Raw genomic sequence first — 15,316 nt, 5'->3', positions numbered from 1 at the left:
ATTGTAAAAGTACTTTACAAAACAAATGAGAGGTGCTATGATACATGTCAAGGGAGGACAAGTGAATGAAAAACACTACAAAAGTTTTAAAAGAAGCAAACAAGTACCTGATTATGCAATGTATTTTATCGTATCAGCCACTTACGATAGAAGAGATTGTAAGAAAAACAATGGTGAGCCGACCAACGGTTCTTGAAGTGATTAAAGAGCTGCAGGAAAACGGTTACATTATTAAGAAAGGTCAGGTCAGAAGTACCGGGGGAAGACCTGCAGATCTGATACTTGTAAATGCAAAGGCATGTTATGCAATTGGAATAGATTTGGAATTTCCAATTCACAGAACCAGAATTGCAGTAACAAATGCAGCAAAAGAAATTATCGGTTCAAAAGAAATTCGTTACGAGGCAGATGCTGAGGCAGATGAAGTTTTGCAAGGATTGATAAATGAAATTGAAGAAATTGTAAAAAAAGTTGGCATCAGTATGGAAAAGGTATTGGGGATAGGACTTGGACTTCCTGGAAATATTGATGAAAAAAATGGAATTTCCGTTCATATTGAACGTATTAAGAATTGGAATGACATACATATTAAGGACATATTAGAAGAAAAATTCCATGTACCTGTCTATATTAAAAATGATGTACATTTGCTTTCTGTTGCAGAGAGAGAAAAATACATGGTATCAGATATAGAAAACTTTATTTACATAGGACTTCGATCCGGTATTGGTAGTGCAATTTTTTATCACGGAAGATTGATAGAAGGAAGACAGGGAAATGCAGGATTTATTGGACACACTACAGTAAATCCGGAAGGCCCGTTATGTACCTGTGGAAAATGTGGATGCCTGGATGCATTTGCAAGTGAAATGGCGATGAACAATGAATATAAAAAACTTTGTTTAGAAGCAGGCAAAGAGTATTCAAAGGATGAAGAACACTTAACAGTACAGGATTTTATTGAAAAAGCAGAAAAAGGAGAGGAGATCAGCCGTCAGGTATTAAAGCGTTCCGGCTTTTATATTGGAATAGCGATAGCAAATCTGATTAAAACACTGGAAATTACTACAGTTATTATTGGTGGTTGTACACAGATTGAAGATACCGAATTTGTTAATGAAATTAAGAATACGGCAAAGAATTATCTGACAAGAGGATATGAAAATGAGATTGAAATAAGAGTTGGCTCTTTAAAGCAGGAAGAATATCCACTGGGTGCCTGCTGCCATGTCTTAAGTCATATTCTTGAAAAACCAAAGCTCTCCTTAAATGCATAATGATATGGTGCAATAATTCCGCCAGGAATTATAAATAAATTATATTTTATAGGAGGTACTTTACATGAAAAAGAAGATTGTGTCCATTATGTTGACAGCAGCAATGACAATTTCAATGTTGGCAGGTTGTGGCTCAACAAGCGACAACAGTAGTGAAAGCACAGGGGGAAACACAGAGAAAGCAGCAGATGCAGATTCATCAGGGGACGAGGTAACATTGGAATTCCTGTCCTGTAAGGTTGAGGATGCGCCAAAAGAAGCACTGGATGAGATTATCAGTAATTTTGAAAAAGATAATCCAGGAGTTAAAATTGAAGTGCAGAGTATGAATTCTGATAACTTAAAAACCACATTACGTTCCAGAGCAGCATCAGGTGACATGCCGGATATTGTTACATGGATGAAAGAAATTGATGAAGATTATCTTTTGGATTTATCTGGAGAAGATTTCTTATCTAACATCAATTCAGACACATTGGCAGGTGCAAATAAGATATATGATGATGGCACTTATGCAATGCCATTAGACAATGGATGGATTGGATTATTCTATAATAAGGATGTCCTCGAAGCAAATGATATAGAAGTTCCGACTACTTATTCAGATTTAGTAGCAGCATGTGAAAAACTTCAGAAAAATGGGGTTACACCATTTGCTTCCAGTTTAAGTGACCTGAGTGTTCCGTATATTGCATTAATTGGTCTGTTTGCAGAAAATGTATATGCAAAAAATCCGGATTGGAGTGCAGAGCGTGATGCTGGAGAACATTCTTTTGCAACAGATGAAGGCTGGAAAAAATCTTTTGATGAGTTAACAGATGTTGTTTATAAATACTGTGACCCGGATAACGCATACAACCTTTCTTATGATGACTGCGCAGCAAATTTTGCTAATGGTGAGAATGCATTTTATTTTGAAGGTTCCTGGGCATTATCAAGTGTCAGAGGAGTAAACAGTGATGCTAATATTGGAATTATGGCATTCCCGGTTTCTGATAACCCGGATGACAGTGTTCTGTTATGTTTCCCGGATACTTCACTTTCTATCTGTAAAGATTCTGAAAATGCAGATATTGCAAAGAAGTTCCTTGCATATATGTCAAGTGAAGAAGCTGGAACTATCTGGGCAGAAAAATGTGCAGTTTCCTCTGCAATTAATGGTGTTAATGTAGATTATGATCCGGTTGCAGCAGATATTAATTCTTACATTAATTCAGGTAAGATTACACCGCTTGGCGACAGAGTTTTAAGAACAACCTTTACAGATAAACTCTGGGAGATCTTCTCTTACTATATGTTAGGCGAAAGTGATTGGGAGACAACAGCTGCCACTCTGGATGAGTATTGGGATAAGGCATATAAAGAACAGCAGTAATTGATAATAATACCGGAGCTGTTGTATCGAATGTAGATTGGATTTGTCAGTTTGACGGATCTGAAAAAAATACAGTTGATATAATAGCTCCGATTTTTTTAACAGGATGTGAGAGTACATGAGAAAAAAAAGAAAAGAGACATTATTTTATTTTTGCCTGTTATTGCCAGCAATGATATTGTTTGTTTTATTCTTTATAATTCCGGTAGTTCAAAGTTTCTGGCTTTCTTTTACCGATTCTTATGGAATGAAAACAGAGTATAATTTTATCTGGTTCGACAATTATAAAGAGGCATTTAAAGATAAGACATTTACACAAACAATAAAAAATACATTGAGCTATACTTTGATAGCGGTTATTGCAGGAAATTTAGTATCTATTTTACTGGCCTTTTTATTAGATGCAAAATTAAAAGCTAAAAATTTCTTCCGGACAATATTTTTTATTCCGAATACAATGAGTCTGCTGGTTGTAGGTTATATCTGGTATTTTGTATACACAAAAGTTTTACCTGAAATGACAAAAACAATATCCGGTACATCAGTAGCGTTATTAGGTAATAAATCACTGGTAATTTTAGCATTGGCTATTGTTGGAATATGGAATGTAGCTGGATATTATATGGTGATATATATTGCTGGTTTACAGAGTATTTCAGATGATTTGATAGAGGCTGCAAAAATCGATGGTGCAGGAACATTAAAAACAATCTGGTATATTAAGCTTCCGATTCTTGCACCGACAATTATGACTTGTCTTATTTTGTCAGTAGCAGCGCATATGAAAGTATTTGAACTGCCATACACTATGACATCCGGAGGTCCGGTAGGCGCATCAAGTACCATGGTATATAAAATATATACAACTGCATTTGGTGCCAGCCGAAATGGATATGCATCTGCACAGTCCATCATCCTGTTTCTGATTATTGCAGGCATTTCGCTTGTACTTAACGCAATTATGAAGAAGAAGGAGGAGCGATTATCATGAAAAAGAAAAGTAATACTATACTTAACATAATAAAATATGCAGTAACAATTGTGTTTGCAATTTTATTTGTAGCTCCCCTTCTTCTGGTATTTATTAATTCTTTTAAAACAAAAGCAGAAATTAGTTCATCTGCATTAGCACTGCCTCAGACATGGAATCTGGATAATTATATTACGATAATTACGGAAAGTAATTTTGTATCCTCTTTTATGACAAGTATTTTTACAGTTGTTGTAACAACATCATTAACAGTATTGGTTGCAGCAATTACTGGATATGCATTGGCCAGATGGCATTCTAAGGTGTCCAGTATTATTATGCTGGTAATTATGACAACCTTATTTGTTCCATTTCAGGTTTATATGGTAGCATTGATTGTAGTAGTTCGTAAAATTGGATTAGTTGGCAATTTATTTGGATTAATTTTGGTTTATCTTGCATTAGGAATGCCAGTACCAATTTTCTTATGCAGAAGTTATTGTGTGGGTTTGCCACGGGAACTGGAAGAAGCAGCTATAATTGATGGATGTTCAAGATTTAAAATGCTTGGTAAAATAGTACTTCCACTGATGCGTCCAATACTTGCAACAGTTGCGGTTTTGAATGCGTTATGGGTATGGGGAGAATTTTTGGTAGCATTTCTTGTATATGGAAACGGAAAACCAATGACATTACCGTTATCACAGCAGTACTTCTATGGAACATATAGCAATCAATGGAATTTAATTTTAGCAAACTTTGTAATTTCAAGTATTCCGATTATTTTATTCTATATTCTTATGCAAAAAAATATTGTAAAAGGAATTGCAGCAGGTGCTGTAAAGGGTTAAAATTTAATAGAGCAAAGGAGAGAATACAATGATTTTTGGAGGACTTGAAGCTGGCGGAACCAAGATGGTCTGCGCCATCGGAAATGAAAACGGAGAGGTATTGGAGAGGATTTCCATTCCGACATGTACACCGGATGAAACATTTCCTGAAATGATTGCATATTTTCAGGAGAAAAAGATTGAAGCATTGGGCATCGGTTCCTTTGGACCGGTGGATTTAAACAGAAATTCAGCAACTTACGGACATATCACAAAAACACCGAAGCCGGGCTGGGCAGGAGCAGATTTTGTAGGCAGAATGAAGGAAGCCCTTCAGGTTCCGGTAGGTTTTGATACGGACGTAAATGCCGCTATCCTGGGCGAAGTGACCTGGGGAGCAGCAAAAGGCTGCGAAAATGCCATTTATATTACCGTTGGCACAGGAATTGGTGTGGGAGTGTACGTCAATGGCGGATTGGTTCATGGACTGGTACATCCGGAAGGTGGTCATATTCTGATTCAGAAAAATCCGAAAGATACTTATGGCGGCTGTTGTCCGTTCCATACACATTGCGTGGAGGGTCTGGCTTCCGGACCATCCATTCTCGGAAGATACGGAAAAGAAGCGAAGGAGCTTACTGACGTGCCGGAGGTATGGGAATTAGAGGCAGATTATCTGGCACAGGCAATCACCAATTATATTCTGATGTATTCCCCACAGAAGATTATTCTCTGGGGGGGTGTGATGCACCAGGAGAAATTATTTGCCATGATCCGGGAGAATGTGAAGGAGATGTTACACGGCTACGTTTACCATCCGATGATTTCAGAGCATATGGATGATTATATTGTGGCACCTGGTCTGGGTGAAAATCCGGGTGTACTGGGTTCCATGAAGCTTGGAATGCTGGAATGGGAAAAGGAGAAATAATATGGAAAAGGATTTAAACTGGGCAGTACTGGGTACCGGTGTAATTGCAAATGAAATGGCGCAGGCATTGCAGAAAATGGGAAAAACCATGTATGCAGTAGCCAACCGTACCCATGAAAAAGCAGTAGCATTTGCAGAAAAATACGGGATTGCCAAAGTTTATGATTCGATAGATGAAGTTTTTGTAGATGATGAAGTGGATATTATTTATATTACAACGCCCCACAATACCCATTACAAATTTATGAAAGCTGCATTACAGCATGGAAAACATATTCTGGTAGAAAAATCAATTACATTAAATAGTAAAGAATTAAACGAGATGGTTCTGTTGGCAAAACAGAACCATCTCGTTGTGGCAGAGGCGATGACAATCTGGCACATGCCGCTTTATAAAAAACTCTGGGAGATCATTAAGAATGGTGAGCTTGGAAAAGTTCAGATGATTACCATTAATTTTGGCAGTTTTAAAGAATACAATATGGAAAACCGTTTTTTCAATATGAATCTTGCAGGCGGGGCAATGCTTGATATCGGTGTATATGCACTTTCCATTGTAAGAAGCTTTATGGATAAAAAGCCGGAAGAGATTGTCAGCCAGAGAAAGGTATCACCGACTGGTTCAGACGAGCAGGCAACCATTTTATTAAAAAATGATTTAAATCAGATGGCAGTAGTAGCACTTTCCATGCATTCCAAGCAGCCAAAGCGGGCGATGATCAGTTGCGAGAAGGGCTATATAGAAATCATGGAGTTTCCAAGAGCAGAGAAAGCAACCATTGTAGATGCTGTAACAGGAGCAAAAACAGAGATAGACTGCGGCTGTACCGCAGATGCATTGCGATATGAACTGACGGATATGGAGCAGGCAGTAAGCCGGCAGAATGCGGATGATATGAAGCTTGCTTTTTCAAGGGATGTCATGGATATCATGACAAAAATAAGAAAAGACTGGAATATGAAATATCCTGGGGAAGACTGGTAACTGCAGGTTAAGAAAATCGTAAGAATCCGGGCATTGACGTGATATATGATGTTGATTAAGATGGAATAAGATGAGAGATAAGGAAGTTTAAGAAATGGAAGCTTATAGTAAAGATACTTATTTCATGAATATATTAAAACAGGTTGAAGCAGAAACCAGAATTTTGCAGTCCAGAGAGCATATCCAGCATGGAACCACCGAAGTATATGAGCATTGCGTTCAGGTGGCATATGAAAGTTACCTTTTTGCAAAGGAACATCAGCTTAAAGTAGAAATGGAGCAGCTGATCCGTGGGGCGTTGCTTCATGATTATTTCTTATATGACTGGCATAACCAGCTGACGCCACATCATCTGCATGGATTTTTCCATCCGGGTGTAGCATTGCGGAATGCCAGCATGGATGTAGAATTAACTCCGATAGAGCATGACATTATCAAGAAGCATATGTTTCCGCTGACGCTGGTGCCGCCGAAATATTTAGAAAGCTGGATTGTCTGCTGGATTGACAAGAAATGTTCTGCCAGAGAGACCTTACAGCGCAGATGCAGAGAGGAAGTATGTTAGTACAGGTAAGAGAATTTATGGGCACATGCGGAAATGTGTTCCTGCATTTTCTGGTAGCCGGCAGAATTTATTTCCTTTGGTTTGTGATTTACAGTGCAGCAGGATGGCTTTATGAATCTACCATTTGCTCCCAGATAAAATATCATAAATTTATCAACCGTGGCTACTTAAGAGGTCCGTGGATTCCGATTTATGGAGCGGGAGCAGTGCTTAATTACTGGCTCATCGGCTGGATTGGAAATGTGCCGGCAATCTTTGTGGTAGCCATGTTTACCTCCGGCGTAGTAGAGTATATTACTTCTTATGCGATGGAGCGTATGTTCCACAAACGCTGGTGGGATTATACCAGATACAGATATAATCTGAACGGGAGAATCTGTCTTTATGGCTGCATCATATTTGGAATCGGAAACGTGATACTGCTCTGCTTCGTTCATCCGGTAATCATGCAGCTTACCGCAGCAATTCCGGAGCTGGTGCTCACCAGAGTGGTACTTTTCCTATATATTCTCTTTGTAGTTGATGTGGTTTATACGACCGTACATATGGAAACCGTCCGTGCAAGAATGGAAAAGCTGGCACGGCAGATGCGGGACCGGAAAGAATGTTACCTTTATATGGCGGGGGAGCAGAAGGAGTACTGTAAAATTTACTTCGAAGAGAAGAAGGAGCGTTGCAGCAGTTTTGTGGAAGAGAAGAAGGAGCGCTGCAGCAGCTTTGTAGAAGAACGGAAAGAACTGTGCGTTCAATATGTAGAGAAAGTAAAAGACCGGTTCCGGGGGTAGAAGAAAAGAATGGATAAAAAGAAATATGCGATAATAGCAAATGTTATACTATTAATCTGGTATTTTCTTGCTATGACAGGAGTTAAAATTGGCAGCAAATATTTGGTAGAGGGAGCATTCAGGGATGAATGGATGTTTATGGTTATTCCTGTAGTTACATTTTTGTTATTTGTTTTTGCAGGAAAAATCGGTAAATATATTCATTTGATATGGCTTTCCATGTGGTTTATAACACAATTTTTAAGCCACGAGTGGTATACAATCTTTGGAAATGGATTTATGGGAAATGTAGAAAATAAGATAAAATATTTTAAGGATTGTATTCAGGTAGTAAACATTTCTGGAAGATATGTTCCGGATTTATATCATATTATACTGCATGTGTTAATTATACTTGCAATAGTTAGTATCGTTTTAGTGTCTGATAAACCCCAAAATAATGGATAAAAGTTACACCGGATGGTAATGGCAGTAAAGTGGGATGGAGAGGCAGTTTATTTTATAAATATTTTACTTGTTTTCTTCAAGGGCATTTGTTACAATCAACACAAAGCATATATTCTGATTTTCGAGTGGCGAAAGCCAATCTAAATTTCTGGTATCAATTCAATGAATTCTATGCTTTTAAATTCTAATTACAATTAACAAACGCATAGTGCATTGGATAGGTGGAATTTCAGAATCGGAAATGAGATTATGATAACAGTACCTGACAAATAAGTTTGAACGATATGAAAATTCGTTCTTACGAAAAGCCAAGTATATCATCCTGCTTTTCCTTGCACTATGGGAAAAGGAGGAAACATGAAAACTTTAGAAGAACTGAATCTGGTGGATGACTTTCTGGTAAACAGCCTGACCAGTCACAAAATTTACGGGGAACAGTCGGCGAGGTACATTTTGGAATGCATTCTGCGTCGGCAGATAGGAAAGCTTACAGTAGTGCCGCAGCGCTTCTTCTGTGGAGAGAATACAGAGACTCACGGCATTCGGCTGGATGTATATCTGGATGAAGAGAACGGAGAAATCTTTGATATAGAACCAGACCAGAATGATGGAAAAGAAGAAATCGTATCACTGCCCCGAAGAGTCCGGTTTTACCATGCGAAGATTGACGCAGGAAATCTGACAGCAGGGGATACCTATGGGAGTCTTCGGAATGTCATCGTAATCTTTATTACAACTTATGACCCCTTTGGACTGAATCGCATGGTGTATACAATTAAAAATGGATGTATCGAAGTACCGGAATTAGAATATGAGGATGGCGCACAGACGATATTCCTGTATACAAGGGGAAGGGAAGGAAACCCGCCGGAGGAATTAAAACAGCTACTGCATTACATGGAGCATTCATCCATAGAGAATGCTCCATCTGAAAACTTGAAAAAGTTACATCGGATGGTAACGGCAGTCAAGCGGGATGGAGAGGTAGGTCTTGCATATATGAAGAGTTTTGAGAGAGAAGAGCGGATTCGGAAACAAGGTTTGAAAGAAGGCTTGCAGGAGGGAAAAGAAGTAGAAATCATAAAGCTCGGTCGTAAATTTGGAAAATCAGATGCCGAAATCCTGGCATTGCTGCAGGAAGAATTACAGATAACGGAAGAGCAGGCAAAACAGGTATTAGAAAAGTATGGAAAGACTTTGGATTTATAAAGCGATAAGATTCAGAAAGAAATAGCGGGTTATAGGACAAAAAAGAGTTGTATCGGAACGTCCATCAGGGCAAATCGGTACAACTCTTTTGGCTTATTTTTATAGATTATTTCATTACAATTTTACAGAATTTCTTCTTTCCGCGTTTCAGAACAAATTCTTCTGCATTTTTGATATCATCCGGAGTATAGGTGGTCTTGATATCGGTTACTTTTTCACCATTGACAGTAACACCACCCTGCTCTACGGCACGACGTGCCTCGGAACGGGAAGCACAAAGTCCGGCAGAAACAAGAAGTCCCATGATATCGATAACGCCATCGCGAAGGTCTGCCTCTGTAATTTCAGCAGCAGGCATATCTGCATGATTGCCACCGGAGAATAATGCTCTTGCACTCTCCTGTGCTTTTTTGGCTTCCTCTTCGCCATGAACCAGATTGGTCAGTTCGTAAGCTAAGATTTCTTTTGCCTGGTTTAACTGGCTGCCTTCCCATTTATCCATTTCGTCAATCTGCTCTAATGGCAGGAAGGTTAACATACGCAGACATTTTAATACATCTGCATCGGAAACATTTCTCCAGTACTGGTAGAAGTCAAATGGAGAAGTCTTATCCGGGTCAAGCCATACAGCACCGGACTGTGTTTTACCCATTTTCTTACCTTCGGAATTCAGAAGAAGGTTGATGGTCATCGCGTAAGCATCTTTTCCAAGTTTACGACGAATCAGCTCGGTTCCGCCTAACATGTTGCTCCACTGGTCATCGCCACCGAACTGCATATTACAGCCGTATTTCTGGTATAAGGTATAGAAGTCGTAGCTCTGCATAATCATGTAGTTAAACTCTAAGAAGCTTAAGCCTTTTTCCATACGCTGTTTGTAGCATTCTGCGGTCAGCATACGGTTTACGGAGAAATGAGCACCGACGTCACGAAGAAGTTCAATGTAATTTAAGTCCATGAGCCAGTCAGCGTTATTTACCATAAGAGCTTTGTTATCGGAGAAATCAATAAAGCGGCTCATCTGTTTCTTAAAGCAGTCACAGTTGTGCTGAATGGTTTCTGGTGTCATCATCTGACGCATATCACTACGTCCGGATGGGTCGCCGACCATACCAGTTCCGCCACCAATCAGGGCGATTGGCTTGTTGCCAGCCATCTGGAGACGTTTCATTAAGCAAAGTGCCATGAAATGTCCGACATGAAGGCTGTCTGCAGTTGGGTCAAATCCAATATAAAAAGTAGCTTTTCCATTGTTGATGAGCTCTTTAATCTCAGCTTCATCGGTTACCTGGGCAATCAGTCCACGGGCAACTAATTCATCATATAAAGTCATAATAAAAATCCTTTCTGAAAATATATTTTTTAAAATTTTGGGAAATGTTTTTATTCTGTTTCCCGCATAAAAAAGCCCCCGTCCTATGAAAGGACGAGGGCGAAGTCTCGTGTTACCACCTTTTTTCACAGATTATTCGCATAACCTGCCTCAGTAAGTGTCCGTCACCGACAGGACTGCCATCTGCAGTGCCTTAGGGATACCTGGCAACTTACGCATCGATAACGTGTGCTAATCCGTCGCAGCCTACTCATTCAAATTTGCATAAGCCATTCCCTTGCAAACTATGTTTCTAATTTGACAAATGTTGAATATTTGGTGCGAAGCTCCGGGATGTATTCATAACAAGCTGCCCCTGTACCTCTCAGCAACCGGTGACTCTCTGTAGGTTTCCTTTGTTATTACTTGTTCCCATCAAAGCCTGTAACTGCCTTAATTATCCCCATTATAGGGGGTAACTTAAAATTTGTCAAACATAAGATTTTAAAAGCCGGATTTAAAAATTTGTTATTTATTGTTTAACAAATCTTAAGGAAATGTAAATTGACAAATTACTTTAATTGTGTAATTGTATTAATGGAGTAATACACAAAAAGAAAATTGAAGACAAAAGGAAAGTTTATTCGTTTTAGTTAACAGAGATACAGGAGGTTAGGAAAATGAAGAAAATTACATTTACAGTACCTTGTTACAATTCACAGGATTATATGAAACGTTGCATAGATTCCCTTCTGGTATGCAAGGAGGAAGGGGAAATTATCATTGTAGATGACGGCTCTACCGACAGAACCGGAGAGATTGCTGACGAGTATGCAAAGGAATATCCGGATATTGTGAAAGTCATACATAAAGAAAACGGTGGACATGGTTCCGGCGTAAATGCAGGACTTGAGGCAGCTTCAGGGACTTATTTTAAAGTAGTGGATTCTGATGACTGGCTGGATGAGGAAAGCTTAAAGGAGCTTCTTTCAGAGCTTCGGGAATGGGAATGGCAGGAAAAAGAAGTGGATCTGGTAGTCTGCAATTACGTCTATGACCACCTTTATGAGAACAGGACAAAGCCAATGCGCTATACCAATGTATTTCCGGAGAAGAAGCTTTGTACCTGGAATGACATGGGCAATTTTAAGCCGTCCCAGTACCTTGTGATGCATGCGTTGCTTTACCGCACCCAGATATTGCGGGACTGCAGGCTGCAATTGCCGAAGCATACTTTTTATGTGGATAACATATTTGCATATAAACCATTACCTTATGTAAAAAATATCTGCTATCTGAATCTGGATTTGTATCATTATTTCCTGGGAAGAGATGACCAGTCCGTAAATGAAAAAGTCTTAATGAAGCGGATTGACCAGCAGATTAAGGTAACCAAACTGGTGTCAGACTGCGTGAACCTTGGTGAGGTGTCAAAAACTTATCCGAAGCTGGCAGCCTATATGACAAGAAATATCTCTATCATGATGGCAATTTCTTCCATCCACCTGCTGCTGATTGGAGATAAGGAAGCTTATGCGAAACGGGAGAATCTCTGGGAGCATATAAAGGCACTGCATCCAAAGCTTTATAGCATTTTAAAATACCGGAGATTAAGCGGATTTACTTATCTGCCGGGTGGTGCGGCAGGCGGCTTTGTAACCCTGACCGGCTATCGCCTGGCACGGAAAATGTACCAGTTCCAGTAAGAAACAGGACAGCCAACAATGCAAAAACTACAGCATAAGGCTGCATGAAAGCAATATAAGAAACAGCAGGAATTGCACAAGAGGATAAGAAAATGGAAAAATTATACATCGGATTAGTAGATACTCCGGGGCTGTTTGCGTGGATGATCCGCAAAGCCATTCGGCAGGATTACATACATGTGGTGCTTGGCATGGACGAGATGCTGGATGAGTGCTACAGCGTGGGAAGAAGATTTCCTTCGATACCGCTTCTGGCGGGTTTCGAGCGGGAAGAAAAGGAGAAAATCATACGGGCATTTCCAACGGCGCGTTACATGATATTTGCCATAGACTGCACAAAAAAGCAGAAGGAAAATATCAGAAAGCAGTTGAAAAAATGCTATGAAAACCGCTACAAATATCATTACTGCATCGCAGGACTGCCTTTTATTTTATTGCAGAAGGAATTCTTCCGGGAGAAACGCTATACCTGTTCCTCCTTTGTTGCCCGGGTGCTTGAGGAGAATGGATTAAAGCTTTTTTCGAAGCATTTTTCATTGGTAACTCCAAAAGATTTTTATGAATTAGAGCAGAAAGAGGTCATCTATGAAGGAGAACTTAAGCAGCTCATCCGTATGGAGCAGTATCGGACAGAAATTGCATAAGAATAAAAAGAATCTCATCAGTGTCCTGCTGTTTCTCTTACTGGCGGCACTGACTTTCTCTGCTATCTGTAAGGGAAATGATATGACAGAGGTTGCAAAGGCAGTAAGAAAAATGGATGTGTGGTATCTCTTTGGAGCCATGGGTCTGGGGATTTTCTTCGTATCGGCAGAAGGGCTGATAATCTGCTATCTTCTGCGTACACTGGGAAATCCCATTGCAGCAGGCAGGTGCATCAAATATTCTTTTATCGGATTTTTCTATTCTGGAATCACACCGTCCGCCACAGGCGGACAGCCGATGCAGCTCTATCATATGAAAAAAGATGGGTTAAAGATATCGGAAAGTACGGTAGTCTTAATGACGGTAGCAGTGCTTTACAAATTTGTGCTGGTGGTGATTGGACTTTTCATGCTGCTGTTTGGCTATCATCCGCTAAAGAATTATCTGGGAAGCTATATGTGGCTTTTTTATCTGGGACTTCTGTTAAATACAGTGCTGGTGATTTTTCTTTTAATCGTGATGTTCGGGCCAAAGCTGTTTCACAATATTGTGACAGGAGTAGAGCGGTTCTGCGTGCGGATTCATCTGCTGAAGCATTCGGAGGAGCGAATCGGGAAACTCTCCGGCTTTGTGGAAAAATACCGTGAGACCGTGCAGTTTTTTGCCGGACATAAGGGAAAAATCGTGGCGGCCACATTATTCACTGTGCTGCAAAGATGCAGTGTATTTTTCCTGACTTATCTTGTATATCTTGGCTTTCATTTAAAAGGCACAGATGTGCTTACAGTCATGATGCTCCAGGCATCCGTCTATATCGCCGTGGATATGCTGCCATTGCCGGGGGCACAGGGAATTACGGAGCTGATGTATAAGAGCATTTTCGCCGGGGTATTTCCGGGAACTTTTCTTACGGCATCCATGTGTGTGTCCCGTGGAATAAATTTCTACTTTTTGTTGATAATGTCCGCAATTCTTACGGTGATTGTATATATTCTGGAATGGAAGTGCAGCAGAAAGAAACCCGCAGAAACAGCAGAATACAATTGACTTTGAGAAAATTCCCTCATATAATAAAAGTATCAGTTTTATAAGGAGGATATAAATATGGCATGTTTTTTAGTTCCGGCAACGGAAGCTGCAGTTACCACAATTGCAGAGCATGTGGTAAAGGGGAAAGAGGAACGCGCAAATAAAGAGGAGCTTACCTTAAGTGAGAACAGCAAGACACCATTTTCTCATAAATTAAAATGGTTAAATCATATGCTTTGGGGCGGTTCTGCACTTCTGGCATTTGAACATATCTGGCATGGCGAAGTGACACCATGGTTCCCATTTTTAACAGCAGCAGGAAATCCGGAGGATGCGATGGCAATGCTCCATGAGATGGCAACAACCGGTGTTGCCATGGCAGTACTTGTTACGGCAGTGTGGGCTGGTATGGTGGCAGTATCCAATGTAATTGAGAAGCGCCCGGTTATCGGTGCAGGTAAGGAGGTTCAGTAATGACTTTGCTTACGGCAGCCATTGCGGCAGTGATTGTAACTTTGGTATGGTATTTTAAGGACGGCACCAACGAGATGCGAATAGGAGCCTTAAGTCTTATGTACTGGGGCGCCACACTGATGTGGCTGGTAGATGCGGTAGTTGAGTACATAGAATTAAAGGCAGCGTATTTTACACCGGAACCGGTGGACATGCTGAATGATTTTTTCCTGGGGATATCCGTAGTAGTCTTAGGATTAATCATCTGGCTGGTAATGTTTTTAATCAAAGACCCAAAGGGCGTGCTGCAGAAACGATTACAGAGAAAATAGAAATATTAATAGTCCCTTTTTTAAAGGTATATTCGAACAGCAAGAGTTTGCAATAGCTGACTCTTGCTGTTTTACTGTGCAGTGCAATTCTTGCACTTGAACTTATCTTCCGGTCAAGTGTTTTAAATTCCCTGTTTTAAAAAATTCCCGGGTAAATGAAAAACCTACACTTTCGGGTAGTTTACAGGCAGGTTATTCGTAATTATTATAAAAACAGATAAAAAGTGTCGAATCGTGTCGGAGGGGAATGCATGAAAAACCGGGATAATGAATTTTTCAGAGAAGAAGAACTGGATGAACTGGTAGAAAAGAGAGATTATGAAACTCTTCGGGATAAGATGAGCAGGATTTTTGCCTGTCCGTGCTGTCTGAATGGATTTAAGCATGTAGAAAATATCTCGAAGTTTTTTCAAAGTCCCTATTTACATTTGTGTGTCTGATGTATCAACAGTATAATTATACATT

The 15,316-nt window shown here is 39.8% G+C and carries 17 protein-coding genes and 1 other annotated feature; of the genes, 16 read left to right on the top strand and 1 reads right to left on the bottom strand.

Annotation, left to right across the window (positions count from 1 at the left end; translation table 11 throughout):
- Nucleotides 1-65 precede the first annotated feature (65 nt).
- The 10 genes from DWY37_RS10350 to DWY37_RS10305 all read left to right on the top strand — a co-directional run bounded on the left by DWY37_RS10350 (nucleotide 66) and on the right by DWY37_RS10305 (nucleotide 9,374).
- Complete coding sequence (locus tag DWY37_RS10350) at nucleotides 66-1,277, top strand: ROK family transcriptional regulator (protein ID WP_117842195.1); 1,212 nt, start codon at nucleotides 66-68, stop codon at nucleotides 1,275-1,277.
- Between the two features lie 64 nt (nucleotides 1,278-1,341).
- Nucleotides 1,342-2,652, top strand: a complete 1,311-nt coding sequence (locus DWY37_RS10345; protein ID WP_117842196.1) for an ABC transporter substrate-binding protein — start codon at nucleotides 1,342-1,344, stop codon at nucleotides 2,650-2,652.
- A gap of 118 nt (nucleotides 2,653-2,770) precedes the next feature.
- Nucleotides 2,771-3,643, top strand: a complete 873-nt coding sequence (locus tag DWY37_RS10340; protein WP_117842197.1) for a carbohydrate ABC transporter permease — start codon at nucleotides 2,771-2,773, stop codon at nucleotides 3,641-3,643.
- Nucleotides 3,640-4,473, top strand: a complete 834-nt coding sequence (locus DWY37_RS10335) for a carbohydrate ABC transporter permease (RefSeq protein WP_117842198.1) — start codon at nucleotides 3,640-3,642, stop codon at nucleotides 4,471-4,473. Before DWY37_RS10340 ends, DWY37_RS10335 begins: the two co-directional genes overlap by 4 nt.
- 28 nt (nucleotides 4,474-4,501) lie before the next feature.
- Complete coding sequence (locus tag DWY37_RS10330) at nucleotides 4,502-5,383, top strand: ROK family protein (protein WP_117842199.1); 882 nt, start codon at nucleotides 4,502-4,504, stop codon at nucleotides 5,381-5,383.
- 1 nt (nucleotide 5,384) lies between these two features.
- Nucleotides 5,385-6,368: a Gfo/Idh/MocA family protein gene (locus tag DWY37_RS10325; RefSeq protein WP_117842200.1), complete on the top strand. Its 984-nt coding sequence runs from the start codon at nucleotides 5,385-5,387 to the stop codon at nucleotides 6,366-6,368.
- Nucleotides 6,369-6,462: 94 nt separating this feature from the next.
- The gene (locus DWY37_RS10320) at nucleotides 6,463-6,933 is read left to right on the top strand and encodes a phosphohydrolase (protein WP_117842201.1); all 471 of its coding nucleotides are present in this window, start codon (nucleotides 6,463-6,465) and stop codon (nucleotides 6,931-6,933) included.
- Nucleotides 6,927-7,718 carry a putative ABC transporter permease gene (locus DWY37_RS10315; protein WP_158565997.1) on the top strand — a complete coding sequence of 264 codons (792 nt, stop codon included), beginning with the start codon at nucleotides 6,927-6,929 and terminating at the stop codon, nucleotides 7,716-7,718. The genes DWY37_RS10320 and DWY37_RS10315 overlap by 7 nt, the downstream gene beginning before the upstream one ends.
- Nucleotides 7,719-7,727: 9 nt before the next feature.
- Nucleotides 7,728-8,165 carry a hypothetical protein gene (locus tag DWY37_RS10310; protein ID WP_117699244.1) on the top strand — a complete coding sequence of 146 codons (438 nt, stop codon included), beginning with the start codon at nucleotides 7,728-7,730 and terminating at the stop codon, nucleotides 8,163-8,165.
- Nucleotides 8,166-8,522: 357 nt separating this feature from the next.
- A complete protein-coding gene (locus tag DWY37_RS10305; RefSeq protein ID WP_117699245.1) occupies nucleotides 8,523-9,374 on the top strand; it encodes an Rpn family recombination-promoting nuclease/putative transposase in 852 nt (283 codons plus the stop codon).
- 106 nt (nucleotides 9,375-9,480) lie between these two features.
- On the opposite strand, the gene tyrS is transcribed toward DWY37_RS10305, so the two are convergent.
- Complete coding sequence (tyrS, locus tag DWY37_RS10300) at nucleotides 9,481-10,707, bottom strand: tyrosine--tRNA ligase (RefSeq protein WP_118542055.1); 1,227 nt, start codon at nucleotides 10,705-10,707, stop codon at nucleotides 9,481-9,483.
- 86 nt (nucleotides 10,708-10,793) lie between these two features.
- Nucleotides 10,794-11,134: a binding site (T-box leader), on the bottom strand.
- A 232-nt stretch (nucleotides 11,135-11,366) separates the two neighbouring features.
- Between tyrS and DWY37_RS10295 the strand changes: the two genes are divergently transcribed.
- The 6 genes from DWY37_RS10295 (at nucleotide 11,367) to DWY37_RS10270 (ending at nucleotide 15,291) form a co-directional block, all read left to right on the top strand.
- Nucleotides 11,367-12,392: a glycosyltransferase family 2 protein gene (locus tag DWY37_RS10295; RefSeq protein ID WP_118542057.1), complete on the top strand. Its 1,026-nt coding sequence runs from the start codon at nucleotides 11,367-11,369 to the stop codon at nucleotides 12,390-12,392.
- Nucleotides 12,393-12,484: 92 nt separating this feature from the next.
- On the top strand, nucleotides 12,485-13,036 hold the full coding sequence (locus DWY37_RS10290; protein WP_117842203.1) for a hypothetical protein: 552 nt from the start codon (nucleotides 12,485-12,487) through the stop codon (nucleotides 13,034-13,036).
- The gene (locus DWY37_RS10285) at nucleotides 12,978-14,084 is read left to right on the top strand and encodes a lysylphosphatidylglycerol synthase transmembrane domain-containing protein (protein WP_117699004.1); all 1,107 of its coding nucleotides are present in this window, start codon (nucleotides 12,978-12,980) and stop codon (nucleotides 14,082-14,084) included. The genes DWY37_RS10290 and DWY37_RS10285 overlap by 59 nt, the downstream gene beginning before the upstream one ends.
- Nucleotides 14,085-14,141: 57 nt before the next feature.
- A complete protein-coding gene (locus tag DWY37_RS10280; RefSeq protein WP_117699005.1) occupies nucleotides 14,142-14,540 on the top strand; it encodes a hypothetical protein in 399 nt (132 codons plus the stop codon).
- Nucleotides 14,540-14,851 (top strand): hypothetical protein, encoded by a 312-nt coding sequence (locus DWY37_RS10275; protein ID WP_117699006.1) that lies wholly within the window; start codon nucleotides 14,540-14,542, stop codon nucleotides 14,849-14,851. Before DWY37_RS10280 ends, DWY37_RS10275 begins: the two co-directional genes overlap by 1 nt.
- Nucleotides 14,852-15,102: 251 nt before the next feature.
- Complete coding sequence (locus tag DWY37_RS10270; protein ID WP_117699007.1) at nucleotides 15,103-15,291, top strand: hypothetical protein; 189 nt, start codon at nucleotides 15,103-15,105, stop codon at nucleotides 15,289-15,291.
- The last annotated feature ends 25 nt before the right edge of the window (nucleotides 15,292-15,316 follow it).

Source organism: Roseburia sp. AF25-13LB, assembly GCF_003478915.1.
Classification (GTDB): Bacteria; Bacillota; Clostridia; order Lachnospirales; family Lachnospiraceae; genus Roseburia_C; species Roseburia_C amylophila.
Note: the sequence above shows the minus strand (reverse complement) of the source record. Positions and strands in the feature narration are given on the sequence as shown.

Bases quoted from the DNA above. Each gene is read 5' to 3' on its own strand.
- DWY37_RS10325 (WP_117842200.1), top strand. From the start codon at position 5,385: ATGGAAAAGGATTTAAACTGGGCAGTACTGGGTACCGGTGTAATTGCA.
- DWY37_RS10280 (WP_117699005.1), top strand. From the start codon at position 14,142: ATGGCATGTTTTTTAGTTCCGGCAACGGAAGCTGCAGTTACCACAATT.
- DWY37_RS10330 (WP_117842199.1), top strand. From the start codon at position 4,502: ATGATTTTTGGAGGACTTGAAGCTGGCGGAACCAAGATGGTCTGCGCC.
- DWY37_RS10305 (WP_117699245.1), top strand. From the start codon at position 8,523: ATGAAAACTTTAGAAGAACTGAATCTGGTGGATGACTTTCTGGTAAAC.
- DWY37_RS10295 (WP_118542057.1), top strand. From the start codon at position 11,367: ATGAAGAAAATTACATTTACAGTACCTTGTTACAATTCACAGGATTAT.
- DWY37_RS10320 (WP_117842201.1), top strand. From the start codon at position 6,463: ATGGAAGCTTATAGTAAAGATACTTATTTCATGAATATATTAAAACAG.
- DWY37_RS10350 (WP_117842195.1), top strand. From the start codon at position 66: ATGAAAAACACTACAAAAGTTTTAAAAGAAGCAAACAAGTACCTGATT.
- DWY37_RS10315 (WP_158565997.1), top strand. From the start codon at position 6,927: ATGTTAGTACAGGTAAGAGAATTTATGGGCACATGCGGAAATGTGTTC.
- DWY37_RS10290 (WP_117842203.1), top strand. From the start codon at position 12,485: ATGGAAAAATTATACATCGGATTAGTAGATACTCCGGGGCTGTTTGCG.
- DWY37_RS10345 (WP_117842196.1), top strand. From the start codon at position 1,342: ATGAAAAAGAAGATTGTGTCCATTATGTTGACAGCAGCAATGACAATT.
- DWY37_RS10285 (WP_117699004.1), top strand. From the start codon at position 12,978: ATGAAGGAGAACTTAAGCAGCTCATCCGTATGGAGCAGTATCGGACAG.
- DWY37_RS10335 (WP_117842198.1), top strand. From the start codon at position 3,640: ATGAAAAAGAAAAGTAATACTATACTTAACATAATAAAATATGCAGTA.
- DWY37_RS10275 (WP_117699006.1), top strand. From the start codon at position 14,540: ATGACTTTGCTTACGGCAGCCATTGCGGCAGTGATTGTAACTTTGGTA.
- tyrS (WP_118542055.1), bottom strand. From the start codon at position 10,707: ATGACTTTATATGATGAATTAGTTGCCCGTGGACTGATTGCCCAGGTA.
- DWY37_RS10310 (WP_117699244.1), top strand. From the start codon at position 7,728: ATGGATAAAAAGAAATATGCGATAATAGCAAATGTTATACTATTAATC.
- DWY37_RS10340 (WP_117842197.1), top strand. From the start codon at position 2,771: ATGAGAAAAAAAAGAAAAGAGACATTATTTTATTTTTGCCTGTTATTG.
- DWY37_RS10270 (WP_117699007.1), top strand. From the start codon at position 15,103: ATGAAAAACCGGGATAATGAATTTTTCAGAGAAGAAGAACTGGATGAA.